Annotated in this window: 10 protein-coding genes; 9 read left to right on the forward strand and 1 reads right to left on the reverse strand. The window is 63.5% G+C overall.

Annotation, left to right across the window (positions count from 1 at the left end; all coding sequences use genetic code 11):
- Nucleotides 1-91 precede the first annotated feature (91 nt).
- The 7 genes from RAZWK3B_RS05060 to recO all read left to right on the forward strand — a co-directional run bounded on the left by RAZWK3B_RS05060 (nucleotide 92) and on the right by recO (nucleotide 7,011).
- Nucleotides 92-2,590, forward strand: coding sequence for a cation:proton antiporter (locus tag RAZWK3B_RS05060; protein ID WP_007812847.1), 2,499 nt, complete (start codon nucleotides 92-94; stop codon nucleotides 2,588-2,590).
- 100 nt (nucleotides 2,591-2,690) lie between these two features.
- A complete protein-coding gene (gene lepB, locus RAZWK3B_RS05065) occupies nucleotides 2,691-3,527 on the forward strand; it encodes a signal peptidase I (RefSeq protein WP_007812848.1) in 837 nt (278 codons plus the stop codon).
- Between the two features lie 7 nt (nucleotides 3,528-3,534).
- Nucleotides 3,535-4,218, forward strand: coding sequence for a ribonuclease III (gene rnc, locus RAZWK3B_RS05070; protein WP_007812849.1), 684 nt, complete (start codon nucleotides 3,535-3,537; stop codon nucleotides 4,216-4,218).
- Between the two features lie 112 nt (nucleotides 4,219-4,330).
- Nucleotides 4,331-5,239 (forward strand): GTPase Era, encoded by a 909-nt coding sequence (gene era / locus RAZWK3B_RS05075; protein ID WP_007812850.1) that lies wholly within the window; start codon nucleotides 4,331-4,333, stop codon nucleotides 5,237-5,239.
- A complete protein-coding gene (locus tag RAZWK3B_RS05080) occupies nucleotides 5,236-5,568 on the forward strand; it encodes a DUF1491 family protein (protein ID WP_007812851.1) in 333 nt (110 codons plus the stop codon). The genes era and RAZWK3B_RS05080 overlap by 4 nt, the downstream gene beginning before the upstream one ends.
- An 80-nt stretch (nucleotides 5,569-5,648) precedes the next feature.
- Entirely contained in the window at nucleotides 5,649-6,176 is a 528-nt protein-coding gene (locus RAZWK3B_RS05085) for a universal stress protein (protein ID WP_007812852.1), read from the forward strand.
- Nucleotides 6,177-6,276: 100 nt separating this feature from the next.
- The gene (gene recO, locus RAZWK3B_RS05090; protein WP_007812853.1) at nucleotides 6,277-7,011 is read left to right on the forward strand and encodes a DNA repair protein RecO; all 735 of its coding nucleotides are present in this window, start codon (nucleotides 6,277-6,279) and stop codon (nucleotides 7,009-7,011) included.
- A gap of 3 nt (nucleotides 7,012-7,014) precedes the next feature.
- Here the strand turns inward: recO and RAZWK3B_RS05095 are convergent, their stop codons facing one another.
- Nucleotides 7,015-7,560 (reverse strand): TetR/AcrR family transcriptional regulator, encoded by a 546-nt coding sequence (locus tag RAZWK3B_RS05095; protein WP_007812854.1) that lies wholly within the window; start codon nucleotides 7,558-7,560, stop codon nucleotides 7,015-7,017.
- A 466-nt stretch (nucleotides 7,561-8,026) separates the two neighbouring features.
- On the opposite strand from RAZWK3B_RS05095, the gene RAZWK3B_RS05100 reads away from it, so the two are divergent.
- On the forward strand, nucleotides 8,027-8,542 hold the full coding sequence (locus RAZWK3B_RS05100) for a fasciclin domain-containing protein (RefSeq protein ID WP_037295083.1): 516 nt from the start codon (nucleotides 8,027-8,029) through the stop codon (nucleotides 8,540-8,542).
- Nucleotides 8,543-9,634: 1,092 nt separating this feature from the next.
- Nucleotides 9,635-16,660, forward strand: a complete 7,026-nt coding sequence (locus RAZWK3B_RS05110) for a Hint domain-containing protein (RefSeq protein ID WP_007812857.1) — start codon at nucleotides 9,635-9,637, stop codon at nucleotides 16,658-16,660.
- Nucleotides 16,661-16,779 lie beyond the last annotated feature (119 nt).

The following is a 16,779-nucleotide window of genomic DNA, read 5'->3' on the forward strand; positions in this document are numbered from 1 at the left end:
CCGGGCAGGCCTGCGCCGCTCCGGCGTTAATCGCCCATGCCCTAAGCGGAGGTGATTCCAAAGCCCCGGGCTTTGGCATAGGTTGAAAGGCATGGATATCGTTCTGATCACCACGGTCATTGCCGCGCTTTTCGTGGTGATCGGCGTGGCCGAGCCTTTGGCGGCGCGGCTGCGGCTGCCCTATAGCGTGATTTTGGCGGTGCTTGGCACGCTGATCGGCGTGGCCGCGATCTTTTTCCTGCGCACCGAGTTGACCGATGCGCTCAATCCGGTGGCTGAGGCGATCCTTGGCCTGCCGATCCGCTCGAACGTGTTCCTTTATGTCTTTCTTCCGACGCTGCTGTTTCAGGCGACGCTTGGCATGAACCTGCGGCGGATGCTGGATGACTGGGTGCCGATCCTAGTGCTGTCGGTGGTGGCGGTGGTCGTGGCCACGGTGACGGTGGGCTATGCGCTGTCATGGACCAGCGCGCTGCCGCTGGCGGCGTGCCTGCTGATCGGGGCGATCGTGTCGACCACGGACCCGTCGGCGGTGGTGTCGATCTTTCGGTCGGTATCGGCGCCGCGCCGGCTTGCCCGGATCATCGAGGGCGAAAGCCTGCTGAACGATGCCGCCGCGATTGCGCTGTTCGGGCTGTTCATGGGCTTCGTGATGCTGGGCGTGCCGGACCCGCAACTGAGCGATGCGCTGGCGCAGTTCCCGGTTCTGGTGGCGGGAGGCGTGCTGACCGGGTGGGTCACGGCGCGGATCGCGGTCTGGATGATGGCGGCGTTCGGGCGCTATGAGCTGGCGCAGATCTCGATCTCGGTGGCGCTGCCGTATCTGGCCTATATCGGGGCGGAACAGAGCGTCGGCGCGTCGGGTGTGATCGCGGTGGTGACGGCGGGGATCACGCTGAACCTGACGGCGCCGGGGCGGTTGCCGCCACAGGCCTGGGCCAATATGCGCGAGGTGTGGGGCCTGCTGGCGCATTGGGCCGGGGCGCTGATCTTCATTCTGGCGGCGCTGCTGATCCCACGCCTTCTGGAAGAGGCGCGGCTGAGCGATTTCGCGCTGGTGGGTGTGGTCATTCTGGCGGCGACGGCGGCGCGGGCGGTGATCCTGTTCGGGTTGTTGCCGCTGTTGTCGAGGTTGCGCGTGTCGCCGGTTGTCGAGCGGCCCTATCGCGCGGCGATCCTGTGGGGCGGGCTGCGCGGCGCGGTGACGCTGGCGCTGGCGCTGGCGGTGACCGAAAGTTTCCGGGTGCCGGACGGGATTCAGCGCGTGGTGGGCATTCTGGCCACGGGCTATACGCTGTTCACGCTGCTGGTGCAGGGCACGACGCTGCGGCTGGTCATTTCGAAGCTGGGGCTGGACCGGCTGTCGGCGATCGACGAGGCGCTGTCGCGGCAGGTGGTGGCGGTGGCGCTGCAGACGGTGCGCGAGGATGTGGCGCGCACCACCGGGAATTACGATCTGGGCCATGAGATCGTGCGCACCGAGGCCAAGCGCTTTGGCGAGCGGCTGGATGCGGCGGTCAAGACCGCCGAGGAGAGCGCCGATATTCTGGATCGCGACCGGATCACGCTTGGTCTTATTGCGCTGGCGGGGCATGAGCGCGACACGATCATCGTGCGGGTGCGCGAGAGGACGATCTCGGCGCGGATGGCCGATCAGGTGTTGTCCGATGCCGACCGGCTGATCGAGGGGGCGAGATCGGCCGGGCGCAGCGGGTATCAGCGCGCCGCCCGGCGCAGCGTGGCCTATGGCACGGCGTTCCGGACGGCGTTGCTGCTGCATAACCGGCTGGGCGTGTCGGTGCCGCTTGCCCGGCTGACGGCGGACCGGTTCGAATTGTTGCTGACGCAGAGGTTGAGCCTGCGCGATCTGGGCGGGTTCATCGATGGGCGGATCCGGCGCATCCACGGGCGGCGGGTGGCCGATCTTCTGCGCGAGTTGCTGGCGCGGCGGGTCGAGCTTGTCGAGACCGCGCTGGAGGGGCTGAGGCTGCAATATCCCGGCTATGCCGAAAAGCTGGAGCGTCGGTTCATCCGCCGCACGGCGCTGCGGCTGGAAGAGCGCGAATATACCGCCATGCGAGAGGATGGGCTGATCGGTGCTGAGGTGCATACCGCGCTGATGCAGGAGGTGGCCGAGCGGCGCGCGCGCGCCGAAGAGCGCCCGCGGCTCGATATCGCGCTGCAGCGGCGCGAACTGGTGGCGCAGTTTCCGCTGTTTGCGGGTCTGGACGAGGCGGCGATCCGGCGGCTGAGCCGGGCGCTGCGCACGCGCTATGCCAATGTGGGCGATGTGCTGATGCGCAAGGACAGCCCGGCGCGCAGCGTGTTCTTCATCGCCTCGGGCGCGGTCGAGCTTGAGGCGGCGGGGCAGACTTGGCGTCTGGGGCGCGGCGAGATGTTCGGCGAATTGTCGGTGCTCAAGCGGATGGCCCGGCGCGCGGAGGCGCGGGCGATCACGCCCTCGGCGCTTCTGGTGCTGGACGAGGCGCGGTTCCGGCGGCTCTTGCGGCGCAGTGCGCCCCTGCGGGAGGCCGTGCAGAAAAGCGCCGAGAAACGCGGCATGAGCATCGACATGCCGCCTGCGGCCTGAAGGGGTCTGAGGGGGTGGAGTGCGGCGCGCCAAGGCCTGCTGGCTTGACACCCCGGCCCCGTCCCCGCATGTAGCGCGAAGAGATAGCGGAGGACGCCACATGGCCGCCGAAGGCAAGACATCAAGCTCGATCTGGGAAACCGTCAAGACGGTGTTCTGGGCGCTTGTGATCGCGGGGATCTTCCGCACGATCTTTTTCCAGCCGTTCTGGATCCCGTCCGGGTCGATGAAGGACACGCTGCTGATCGGGGATTTCCTGTTCGTCAACAAGATGGCCTATGGCTATTCCTATGCGTCCTGCCCGACGATCCGGATCGCGAGCCTTGGGCTGGATATCGACGCGCGCGATGTCTGCGGGTTTCTGGATGGCGACAACACCCGCTTTCTGGGCAGCGAGCCCGAGCGCGGCGATATCATCGTCTTTCGGCATCCGGTGCAGGGCACCGATTTCATCAAGCGGCTGGTCGGTCTGCCCGGTGATACCGTGCAGATGCGCAGCGGGCGGCTTTATCTGAACGGGGAGCCCGTGGAGGTGGAGCCGGCGGGCACGTTCGAAGAGGTGTTCGAGCCGCAAGGCCCGGTGCGCATCCGGCCGCGTTGTGAGAATGGGGTCGTGGGCGAGGGGGCGATCTGCGCCAAGTCACGGTTCCTCGAGACGCTGCCGAATGGCGCGTCGCATCACATCCTGAATATCGGCAACCAACGGTCGGATGATACGGGTGTCTTCACGGTGCCCGAGGGGCATTATTTCTTCATGGGCGACAACCGGGACAATTCGACCGATTCGCGCTTTCCGCAGGCGGTGGGCGGCGTTGGGTTCGTGCCCCATGAAAACCTGATCGGGCGCGCGGGGCGGGTGATGTTCTCGTCGGCAGGCAGCTCGATGCTGTTTTTCTGGACATGGCGCAGCGACCGCTTTTTCGAGAAACTGGACTGACGGAAGAATGAAGCTGTCGGCGGAGTTGAAGGCATTCGAGGAGCGGTTGGGACACCGGTTCGAGCAGTCTGCGCTGCTGGTTCGGGCGGTGACGCATTCCTCGATGGCGTCGCCCACGCGCGACGACAATCAGCGGCTGGAGTTTCTGGGCGACCGGGTGCTGGGGCTGGTGATGGCCGAGGCGCTTCTGGAGCGGGACCGCTCGGCGGAAGAGGGGCTTCTGGCGCCGCGTTTCAACGCGCTGGTGCGCAAGGAGGCCTGTGCCGACGTGGCCCGCGAGATCGCGCTTGGCGATGTGCTCAAGCTGGGGCGGTCCGAGATGCTGTCGGGCGGACGGCGCAAGCAGGCGTTGCTGGGCGATGCGATGGAGGCGGTGATTGCCGCGGTCTATCGCGATGCGGGCTTCGATGTGGCCAAGGCCGTGGTGCTGCGGCTGTGGGGTAAGCGGATCGACAGCGTCAAGGAAGATGCCCGCGACGCCAAGACCGCGCTCCAGGAATGGGCGCAGGCGCGTGGCCAGACGCCGCCCGCCTATGTGGAGACGGCCCGTTCTGGGCCGGATCACGCGCCGCAATTCACCATCGAGGCCAGGCTTCAGAATGGCGAGGTCGAGACGGCCAGCGCCGGATCGAAGCGGCAGGCCGAACAGGCGGCGGCCAAGGCGCTGCTGGCGCGGCTCAAGCAGGGCTGAGACCGTCGGGGTCGATGCCTTGCAAGGGCCAGTCGACAAGAGAGGCGATCTGGCTGGTGCGGGGAGGCGAATTCCGGTATCTCCCGGGAAAACCATTGTAGCGGACCCCCTGATGACCACACGCGCCGGATTCATTGCCCTGATCGGAGAGCCCAATGCGGGCAAATCCACGCTTCTGAACCGGATGGTGGGAGCGAAGGTCAGTATCGTGACCCACAAGGTGCAGACCACCCGCGCCCGTATCCGGGGGGTGGCGATGGAGGGCGAGAGCCAGTTGGTTTTCGTCGACACGCCCGGTCTGTTCCAGCCGCGCCGGAGGCTGGACCGGGCGATGGTCGCCGCCGCATGGGGCGGGGCTGCGGATGCGGATGTGATCGTGCTGCTGATCGAGGCGCATCGCGGGATCACCGAGGGCGTCGAACGCATTCTCGAACGGCTTCAGGATGTCGGCAAGGGGCGCACCGTGGCACTGGCCATCAACAAGATCGACCGGGTGAAATCCGAGGCGCTGCTTAGGCTGACACAGGATCTGAATGCGCGGTTCAGCTTTGCCAAGACCTTCATGATCTCGGCGGAACGCGGCCATGGGGTCGAGGATCTGCGCAAATGGCTGGCCGAACAGGTGCCCGAGGGGCCGTGGCTCTATCCGGAGGATCAGATCGCCGATCTGCCGATGCGCATGATCGCGGCCGAGATCACCCGAGAAAAGCTGACCCTGCGGCTGCATCAGGAATTGCCCTATCAGCTGACGGTCGAGACCGAGGCCTGGGAAGAGCGCGAGGACGGCTCGGCGCGGATCGACCAGATCATCTATGTGATGCGTGACGGTCACAAGGGCATCATCCTTGGCAAGGGTGGCGAGACGATCAAGGCCGTGAGCAAGGCCGCGCGAGAGGAGCTGGAAGAGTTCCTTGGCCGTCGCGTGCATCTGTTCTGCCAGATCAAGGTGCGGCCCAACTGGCTGGACGAGGCGGAACGCTATTCCGAGATGGGGCTGGATTTCCGGGACGGCAACGCGTGACGCGACTGACGGCGGAGTTCTGGGTTCAGGCTTATCTAACGCGGTTGCGGCTGCGCGATATCCCGGCCTTTGTCACGGCACATGGCGATGACACTGCAGGCGCCGTTCTGGTCAAGCTGAACACATTGGACGGGCGCGCTGCCGCCTATCAGCGGTCGTTCGATGTGATGAGCGATGCGCGGCAATGGCTGGTGCTGGCCGAGGGCGAGGAAAGCGCGGTGGACGCCGCGATTGCGCGGCAGCGCGGGTTCGATCCCGATCTATGGGTGATCGAGGTCGAGGATCGGGAGGGTCGGCATCTGCTGGATGAAGAGGGTCTTGCCGACTGAGCGGCGTTGATGCGCGTCAACGCGAAGGGTGGGGGGTGATGTCTATGCTGCGGGCCGAGACCTGACAGGGAGACAGACCCATGAAAACTCATATTTTCGTAGCGACCGACGGGTCGGACACGGCGGCAAAGGCTGTCGATCTGGCCGCCGATCTGGCGGCGCGGTATGATCTGGATCTGACGATCGGGCATGTGCTGCATTTCGGTCGGCCTTCGGAAGAATTGCAGCGCATGGCCCATGTCGAGCATATGATCGAGGAAGTGCGCGCCAAGTCGGGCGTGGATTTTCCCAATGTGCCCGATACGATGCTGAGCCTCTTTGCCGAGACCAGACCGGGGGAGAATGCCGTGCGGCTGGTCACGCTTGTGGGCGACGAGATCCTGCACCGGGCCGCCGATCAGGCGGCGAATATGGGAGCGACGAAGATCAAGACGGTCTCCTCGCAAGGGGATACGGCGGATGCCATTCTGGACATGGCCAAGGAGGCCGGGGCCGACATGATCGTGATCGGCCATCGGGGACTGGGGCGGCTCAAGCGCGCATGGTTGGGCAGCGTGGCGCAAAAGGTGCTGAACACCGCCGATTGCACGGTCGTGTCGGTGCGGTAAGCCGGTCTTGTCCCTTGGCCGGGGGGCCGGGGCTTGGCAAGGGGCGGCTTCTGGTGTCGTATGGCGTCTGGCACAGGCAGGAGCGGGCGCAAGAGCGGACATGGAGTGGCGCGATCAGGGCATATTGCTGTCCACGCGGACGCATGGCGAAACCTCGGTCATCATCGAGGTCTTCACGCCCGAACACGGGCGGCACGCGGGTGTTGTGCGCGGTGGCACGTCGCGCAAGCTGGCGCCGGTGCTGCAACCGGGAGCGCAGCTTGACCTGAGATGGCGCGCAAGGCTGGAGGATCATATCGGCACCTTCACGGTCGAGCCGGTCAGATCGCGCGCGGCGGCGTCGATGGGAGACCGGCTGTCGCTGGCGGGGCTGAACGCGGTGACGGCGCTGTTGCTGTTCTGCCTGCCGGACCGCGAGGCGCATAGGCGGCTGTATCGCAGGACCGAGGCGCTTCTGGATCTGCTGGGACAGGGGGATGTTTGGCCGCTGGCCTATCTCAACTGGGAGATGGCGCTGCTGGACGAGATGGGGTTCGGGCTGGACCTGAGCGGGTGCGCGGTGATGGGGCCGCAGGCCAATGATCTGAGCTATGTGTCGCCGCGCAGCGGACGGGCGGTTTCGAGGGCGGGGGCGGGCGAATGGGCGGACCGGCTGCTGCCCTTGCCGGCCTGTCTGCTGGGGGCGGGGCCTGCGCCGGATGCCGAGGTGGCCGAAGGGTTTCAGGTGACCGGGCATTTCCTGCAGAACCATCTGGCGCCCGAGCTTGGCAACAAGCCGCTGCCCGCGGCGCGGCAGCGCTTCGTCGATCGGTTCCGGGCACGGCTGGAGCGGTAGCGGTCAGCGCAGCGCAAGCACCAGATCAACGAGCGAACCGATGGCCGCGGCGTTGCGACCGGGGTGATCCTCGGTGAGGTCCGCGATGCCGATGCCGGTGGCGTAGATGATCCGCGCCATTTCGGGATTGGCGATCCCGATATCGGACAGAAGCCGTCCGATCAGGTCAAGCCGCTGCGCATCGACACGGGCCAAGGTGGTCCGCGCGCCGGCATGATCGCGCGCCCAGGCCCGGATCGCGGGCTCGGCGGTCATGTCATCGGCGCATTCGGCCACCATCTGTGCCGTGGCGCGCAGCTTGCTGGTCGCGGTGGCGCCGCGGGCGAGGGCGATATCCAGCGCGGCTGTCGCGCGCGTTTCCCACAGCTCCAGAAGGGCGGCGTGATAGGCGGGAATATCGTCGAAATGCCAGTAGAACGAGCCTTTGGTGGTCTTGAGCCGACGCGCCAGAGCTTCGGCCTTGAGGGCCGATGGGCCGGTTTCGGCCAGCGCCTGCAGTCCGGTTTCCAGCCAGTCCAAGCGCGCGAGTCTGCGGGTCTTTTGCGTCATGGCGCAAGGATAGGTCGCGGGCCTGTTTCCGGCAAGACCGATCGCTTTGGGGGATGTGTGATTTGGAAGATTACTAACCGGCAAGACCGTTCGGCCCGAGCACGGCTGTCTTGCCTTTGTCGTTTGGGGACTGGAAGATATCGCCCTGAGCGGGGGACGCGTCCGGTAGAACTGCAGCCCTGAACGGAGCTAACTCTTAACTGCGGACTCCAAAGGGGGCGGGTCAGCCCATGCGGTGCTGCATGTCGTCGTGCGATGCCATGGCGTCAAGCTGGCAGCTTTGCGGGCTGATCTGAAACATTTATAGATGAAAATTGTTACAAAAGCCCGCTTTTCGGGGTCTGTAGCAGATTTTAGATGACATTTTGTCACAGGCCCGTGATGCGCACATCTGCATGAGGCGCGGCCTGCGTACCCCTTTGCAACATGTCGATCGGCATGGACACAGTAAAAGGTAGACGGAAACATGACATCAATTCGTAGCTTCGCCGCAGTGGCCGCAACCGCACTCAGCCTCGGCACCGCCGCAAACGCAGCCAACATCGTAGAGATTGCCTCGGGTGACGAGCGGTTCTCGACCCTCGTGGCAGCCGTCAGCGCCGCAGGTCTGGTCGAAACCCTGCAAGGTCCCGGCCCTTTCACCGTTTATGCGCCGGTCAATGACGCCTTTGCCGCGCTGCCCGAAGGCACTGTGGAAACGCTGCTCCAGCCCGAGAACAAGGGCCAGTTGACAAATGTTCTGCTCTATCATGTTGATGATCGCAAACTGACCGCCGAGATGATCCCGCACGGATCGAACTTCTTCAAGCCGGTCCTGGCTTCAGAGCGCCTGTGCATCACAAGGGATGCCTCGGGTGTGAGCATCGCCGACGGCACCGGGACCAGCGCCAATGTGGTGATTGCGAACATCCAGGCCGACAATGGCGTGATCCACGTGATCGACAAGGTGCTGCTGCCCGGTACGCGCCCGGCCTGTCACTGATCCGGCTTCCACGACGCAAAAGGCCCCGGACCTGCCGGGGCCTTTCTTTTTGAGGCTAGGAGCGTCATGCAGCATCCGCGGCTTTGGCGCGGCCCATTGCTTGTCCAACTGCCCCTGCCGGTTCCAAGCTTTGGCGGCATAGGTCTTCAGCGCTGCATGACCCTGTTCATATGCGACATCTTTCCGGCGGGTATTGATGGCGGAATTTTGGCAGGCCGCCCGATTCGGGAGGGGCGCTTGTCTCCAGTTCGTGTCCGATCCGGTCGGGTTCGGATGGATTGATTACCGGTCAAAAACCCAGCATGGCCCGAAGGATGCGAGTTTGGTGGGGGTTTGACGTGGAATCTGCAAACAAGGTTAATGTTTCGAAATAAGAAACGAATTCACCCTGTGGTTGTTGGTGAATTTTCTCTTAATTTATGTAAATGCTTTGTTTGCGGGGCTTTCGCTCGTGAGCTCTGTTGACGGATGGTCGACAGTGCCCTTGGGGAAGGTATCCGACAGCCATTCCGGAATAGGCTTTTTACGGTCACTTGACAATATGTTGCCGGTTTTTGGACAGATTTCCCTTTGTTTCGACGAGCGGACTGAGTAAAACAAGTTTGCCCAACTGGGGGGCGAAGTCTGCGGTCAAGGGGGCGACCTTGAGCTGTTCCACGTCTGGCAAGACGTCTAGGTAACGCGCTTTTTCGGTGTGTAACAACCCCGTATGCGTGTCGCACCTGGCGCCTTTTCCAATCGCGGGATGAGATTCAGTTGCGTCTGGCAAGTTGTCTGATTCCTCCGAAGTTGTGTGTGTGGTGTTGGTGCCGCTGTTGTCGGAGTGCGAGAGTTGAGTCTGGTTGTGTATAATGTCGTCGGGCGTGCCGTGAGCGGCACCCAAGACAAACCATCCCTACATTCCAATGAGGTCTCTGCCGACGCGACAGGCGTTTCGGTCGGCGCTGCACGTCGTGGCATGGGTGCGTCCCGGCCTGACGGGATCGGACAGCGCCGGGGTGCGAAGTCTCTTTGTGCTGAACATCAGGCGTTCAAGCGCCCCGGATCGGCAATTTCTGCAGCATCCGCATTTATTGGTAAGGAGTTTTAATCATGGCACAGATCCTTGGCCGCGTCGTTGATGATACCAATCTCGATTTCACCGAAAATAACGGTAGCGGCGGCTTCGATACCGGCATTCCAGGCATTCAGGTCACGCTTCTGGATCGGTTCGGGACTGTTTTGCAGACGACCTTTACGGATGCGAACGGCAATTACATTTTCACCGGTGTTGATGTCGGGGAATATCGCATTCAGATTCCGCAAGAGCTTGGTGACCGGACTCTGGCGGATAAGAATGTTGGTGGTGACTTCCGGTCAGACAGCGATGCAAATTCCAATGGTCTGACCGATGTCCTTGTCATCTCGGACATCAACCAAAGCCTTGAAGAGGTGGATTTTATCTATGGCGTCTACCCCGATCAGGTCGTGGACGGCACCAATGATGGCGATCTGATCGCGGTCGGCCAATTCACCGACAGCGACAGCGATGTTGTGACGGCAGGTAACGATACCATCTTGGGCAATGGCGGCGATGACCAGATTTTCGCATCCGACGGCAACGACCTTGCCGAGGGCGGCACAGGGCAGGATTTCGTCGCGGGCGAAGGCGGCAATGACACCTTGTTCGGGGACAATTCCGATGGACGGGTGGGCGAGGGCCTGCCGAACCTGATCGTCAACGGTTCGTTCGAGGATACCACGGGGCTGACGGCAGAGTCCTTTGGCTTCACGGGGGCGGGCGCGGTCCCCGGCTGGACCTCCATCGACCCGACGGACACGCTGGAAGTCTATAACGTCAACAGCGAAGCAGTGAACGCAGGCGGCACGGTCGCAAGCGATGGTTCCAACGCGCTTGATATGGGGGAATCCCCGGGCAATATCGGCATTTTCCAGGATGTTCCGAACCTTTTGGCGGGCGAAATCTATCGCCTGAGCTTTGATCTCTACGATTCACCCAGCTTGCCGAACACAGGCTCCGGTTCGAACGCGATCGAGGTGTTCTTCGGGGGTCAGTCAGTCGGCGTCTTCAACCCCGAGAACAATGCGCAATGGCAAACGTTTTCGGCGAATCTTGTCGGCGGTTCGGGCAATGGCAGTGACCGGCTGGAGTTCCGCGGTCTTGGCCCCGAGGATGACATCGGCGTTGGCCTTGACAACATCATGCTTCAGCCGTTTTCGGCTCCGGCCATCGATGCCGCGCTTGAGGCCACGTCAAACGACGGTCTTGACGGTGGCGCGGGCGAAGACCTGTTGGTTGGCGGCGTCGGCGGCGACAATATCGTCGGCGGTGACGGCAACGATACGATCTTTGGCGACAATGGTGATTCTGGCACCCGCGTCTTCGGCTTCGAAACCCCGCCAAACCTGATCTACAACGGGTCGTTCGAGAATTTCGACGGCCTGCGGCAAACGCCGACTGGCTTTGCAGGTGATGGGGCGATTGCGGGCTGGATCACCGTCGAGCCGAACCAGGCCATCGAGATATTCAACTTCAACCAGGAAACGCCCGTGACGGGCTCCGATGGCGATTTCGCGTTGGATATGGGTGCCTCGCCAGGCAATATCACCATCTTCCAGGATGTGCAGAATCTGGTTGCGGGCGAAACCTACCGGCTGTCCTTTGATTTGTCGGATTCCGCCAATCTCGTGGACACCGGGCCCGGGTCGAATGAGATCGAGGTCTTCTTCGGTAACCAGTCTCTGGGCGTCTTCAACCCTGACAATGGGGTTGGTTTCCAAAGCTTCAGCGTGGATGTGGTTGCCGGAGCAGGCGATGGCAGTGACCGGCTGCAATTCGTTGGCCTTGGCACTGAAGACAATATCGGTGTCGGTCTCGACAATGTTCAACTGGTGCCGACGTCCGAAGCCGGTCTTGAGGCCGCACTGACTGCAAATGCCGGGAATGACACGATCACCAGCGGAACAGGGGATGACCTTGTCTATGGTAACGCGGGCGATGACCTGATCTATGGCGGCGATGGCAACGACACGCTGCGCGGACGTGAGGATAACGACACACTCAATGGCGACGCGGGCAACGATAACATCCTTGGCGAAGACGGCGATGATCTGATTTCCGGCGGAACCGGAGTCGATTTCCTGTCGGGCGACGCGGGCAACGACACCATCGTTGCGGCCAGTGCCGCGGATGGCGCCGGCGACTCGGTCTTTGGCGGAGCCGAAGGGGCGTTGGACAATGACGTGCTCGACCTGCGCGGCGCGGGTCCGGTCACGATCACTCAGGAGGCCGACCCGAATGATGCAGGTGCCACCCGTGGCACGGTGACCTTCGGCGATGGCTCGACCCTGACCTTCGAAGGGATCGAAACCATCCTGCGTGACCCTGACGGAGTGGTCGATGGGGCCGACACCTCGCAGGCGATGCCTGTCGGGTTTACCGACGCCCAGGGTGACGTGATCACCGAGAATGCCGATACGATCTTTGGCAATGGCGGCGATGATACGATCAGTTCAGGTGGCGGCGACGATTTCGTTGCGGGCGGTATCGGCAATGATGTCATCGATGGCGGCCTTGGCAACGACAACCTCAATGGCGATGACGGCAATGACAGCCTCAGCGGCGATGCGGGCAACGATCAGCTGTTCGGCGGCAGCGGCTTTGATGCGCTGAGCGGCGGGGACGGGGACGACCTGCTGGCCGGTGGTCTGGACAATGACACGCTCTTTGGCGATGCGGGCAATGATGACCTGCGCGGCGAGGATGGCGACGACTTCCTGTCGGGCGGCATCGGTGACGATTTCCTCGAAGGCGGCACGGGCAACGACAATGTCAACGGCGACGATGGCAATGACGACCTGCGCGGCGAGGCGGGGGATGACCAGCTGTTCGGCGGTGCCGGGATCGACACCCTGTTCGGCGGCGATGGCAACGACCTGCTGGCCGGTGGCTTCGATAATGACGTGCTGCTTGGGGATGCGGGCAATGATGACCTGCGCGGCGAGGATGGCGACGACTTCCTGTCGGGTGGCATCGGCGACGATTTCCTCGAAGGCGGCAATGGCAACGACACGCTGAACGGCGACGAGGGCAATGACGACCTGCGCGGTGAGGCGGGGGATGACCAGCTGTTCGGCGGCGACGGCAACGACACGCTGGCGGGTGGTACAGGGGCGGACTCTCTTGTCGGCGGTGCAGGCGAGGATTCCTTCGTTCTGGGCGCGGATGACACGGCTGGCGGCGGCGATGGCGACGACCTGTTCCTTGTCGATCCGACCCTGCCCACGGGCGGCGATGCGACGATCGTCGGTGGCGAAACCGGCGAGACGAATGGCGACACGCTGGACCTGCGGGGCGTGGGGCCGGTCACGTTGGTCTATGACACCACAGACCCGACCTTCGATCCCGCAACGGGGACCAGCGAAAGCGGCAGGGCGACCTATACCAACACGGCTGGCGATCCGGTCACCATCAATTTCAGCGAGATCGAGACGGTCCTGACCGATCCCGATGGGGTGGTCGATGGCACGCCGTCGGGTGATAACATCCCTGTCGGCTTCACCGATGCGCAGGGCGACCAGGTGACGGACGGCGCGGACACGATCCTGGCCGGGGCCGGCAATGACACGATCGCGGCGGGCGGTGGCGATGACAGCGTCGATGCTGGCACGGGCGATGATTTCGTCGATGCAGGGGCAGGGGCCGACAGCGTCGATGGCGGCGATGGCAATGATGATCTGCGCGGTGGCACCGATAACGACACGATCCTTGGCGGTGCTGGCGATGATTTCATTGACGGCGACGCGGGCGACGACCAGATCTTTGCGGGCGACGGCAACGATGATCTGCGCGGCAGCGAAGGCGAGGATTTCATCGACGGTGGTGCTGGCAACGACAATATCCTCGGCGAAGAGGACAACGACGATCTGCGCGGCGGTGATGACGTGGATATGCTGTTCGGCGGGACCGGGGACGATTTCCTTGATGGTGACGCCGGTGACGACATGGTCTTCGGCGGCGACGGCAATGACGATATGCGCGGCAGCGAAGGCAACGATCTGCTGGATGGCGGCGCGGGCAACGACACCCTGCTGGGCGAGGAGGGATCGGATACCCTGACTGGCGGCGAAGGGGCGGATTCTCTGGACGGTGGTCTGGGCGACGACAACCTTGTGGTCGGCGCGGGCGACATCGCGACGGGTGGTGACGGCGACGACGTGTTCACCGTGGACCCGATGCTGACGGGCAGCGATCCGATCACGGTGGTGGGCGGCGAGACCGGCGAGGATCTGACCGATCCGACCAATGGCGGAGCTGGCGATGTGCTGGACCTGACGGGTCTGGATGTGGTCTCGGTCACCTATGACAATACCGATCCGACCTTCGATCCGGTGACCGGTGTCGGCGAAAGCGGCACGGTTGTGTTCAACAATGACGCTGGCGATCCGGTCACTCTCAATTTCAGCGAGATCGAGACGGTGATCTTCGATCCGCTGGCCGATGGGGTTGTGGACGGCACGGCGGGCGACGACGCGTTGCCGATTGGGTTTACCGATGCGCAGGGCGATCAGATCGACGGGGCCGATGGTGACAACGATGTGATTGATGCGGGCGCGGGCAATGACTCGGTCGCTGCCGGTCTGGGCGATGACACGGTCACAGCCGGCACGGGCGATGACGTTGTCGATGGCGGTGCGGGCAATGATGTGATTTCGGGCGATGCCGGCAATGATGACCTCGCGGGCGCTGCCGGGAACGACCAGATCTCGGGCGGCACCGGTGACGACTTTATTGTCGGTGAGCTGGGTGACGACAGCCTCTTTGGGGACGAGGGCAATGATATCCTTTTCGGCGGCGACGGGAATGACTCGCTGGAAGGCGGTGATGGCGCGGATAGTTTGGCTGGCAACGCAGGGGCGGATACGCTTCTTGGTGGCGATGGCGATGATGTTATCGCGGTGGGCGGTCGCGATGTGGCGACGGGCGGCGCGGGCGATGATGTGTTCATCTTCGACACGACCGATCCGGAGCCCAATGTGCAGGCCACGATCGATGGCGGTTCGGATGCAACAGACGGTGCGCCGGGCGGTCCAGAGAATGGCGATGCGGGCGATATCCTTGACCTGTCGGCTGTAACAGGTCCGCTGGATGTGGTGTTCGATCCGAACCCGGAATCGGGTGCCGTTGACGGGCTTGACGGGGATGTGTTCCCGGATCTGGCCTTCAGCGAGATCGAACAGGTCATCACCGGCGCGGGCAATGATACGCTGGATGCCAGCACCTCGACCGGTCCGGTGGATATCGAAGCCGGCGCGGGCGACGATTCGGTCACGGCGGGGGCTGGCAATGACAGCGTCCTCGGCGATGCCGGCAACGACGTGCTGGATGGCGGCGCGGGCAACGACACGCTGGATGGCGGTGCCGATAACGACGCCGTGACCGGTGGGGCCGGTGACGACAGCCTGCTTGGAGGCGACGGCAGCGATACGCTGGCGGGTGGCGAAGGCAACGACACGCTGGATGGCGGTGCTGGCGACGATGACATCGCGGTCGGCGGCGGAGATTCGGCGGTCGGCGGTGCCGGCGACGATGTGTTCAGGCTGGATCCTACGGACACCAACCCGAATACGCAGATCACGATTGATGGCGGCACGGACGGCACCGACGGTGCGCCGGGTGGGCCTGAGAACGGCGATGCGGGCGATATCCTGGATCTGTCGGATGCGACCGGACCGCTGGACGTTGTCTTCGGGACAAACCCTGAAACGGGGATTGTGAACGGTGTCGACGGGGATGTTTTCCCGGATGTGTCCTTCTCGGAAATCGAGCAGGTGGTCACCGGCGCGGGCAACGATACGCTGGATGCCAGTACCTCGAACGGTCCGATCAATGTGGCGACGGGCGCGGGCGATGACGAAGTCCTCGGCGGCGCTGGCAATGATGTGATTGACGCTGGCGACGGTGCGGACAGTGTCGATGGCGGTGCGGGCGACGATACGATCGGTGCAGGTCTTGGCAATGACACGGTCAACGCTGGCGACGGTGCGGATGATGTTCTTGGCGGTGCCGGGGAAGATGTTCTGGACGGCGGTGCCGGCAACGACACGCTGGACGGTGGCGACGACAACGACTCGCTGACGGGCGGTGCAGGTGACGACAGCCTGTTGGGTGGCGCGGGTGAAGATACGCTGGCTGGCGGCGAGGGCGCGGATGTTCTGGACGGTGGTCTGGGCAATGACGCGCTGGAGGTCGGTGCGGGCGATACCGCGGCGGGCGATGCTGGTGACGATGTGTTTACCGTCGACCGGGCACTGACCGGCGCCGATCCGATCACCATCACCGGCGGTGAGACCGGTGAGACCAATGGCGATACGCTTGATCTGAGCGGCAATGGCCCGGTCACGCTGGACTTCGACACCACCGATCCGACCTTCGATCCGGTCACGGGCCGGAGCGAAAGCGGTACGGCGACCTTTACGAATGACAATGGCGACCTTGTCACCGTCACCTTCTCGGAAATCGAGAACGTGATCCCGTGCTTCACGCCGGGTACCGTGATCGCGACCCCGAGGGGCGAGCGGCTGGTGCAGGATCTGCAGGTTGGCGACCGGATCATCACCCGCGACAACGGCATCCAGGAGATCCGCTGGATCGGGCGCCGAGATCTGCAGGGGCGCGAGCTGTTGCAGGCCCCGCATCTCAAGCCGGTTCTGATCCGGGCGGGATCGCTTGGCTACGGCTTGCCCGAGCGGGACATGGTGGTCAGCCCCAACCATAGGGTTCTGATCAACAACGAACGCACGGCGCTCTATTTCGAGGATCGTGAAGTGCTGGCCGCGGCCAAGCATCTGACGGGTCTCGACGGGGTCGATTTGGTGGATGCAAGCTCGGTGAGCTATATTCACTTCATGTTCGATCAGCACGAGGTCGTGCTGTCGGATGGGGCGTGGACCGAAAGCTTCCAGCCGGGCGAGCAGACCATGGACGGGATGGGGCAGGCACAGCGTGACGAGATCTACGAGCTGTTCCCCGAACTGCGGGATGCCGACGGGCTCAAAGCCTATCAGGCGGCGCGCCGGTCCCTGAAGAAGTACGAGGCCAAGCTGTTGCTGAGCTAAGACATGCAGCCGACCGGCGCGCACCTATCGGGGGTGTGCCGGTCTCCGGAAACGGGCTGGGGGCTGTCCTGTTTTCAGAAACGGAACAATCTCGGTGGTAACGCCCGGATTGTTTTGTT

The organism is Roseobacter sp. AzwK-3b, from assembly GCF_000170875.1.
GTDB classification, from domain to species: Bacteria; Pseudomonadota; Alphaproteobacteria; order Rhodobacterales; family Rhodobacteraceae; genus Roseovarius; species Roseovarius litoreus.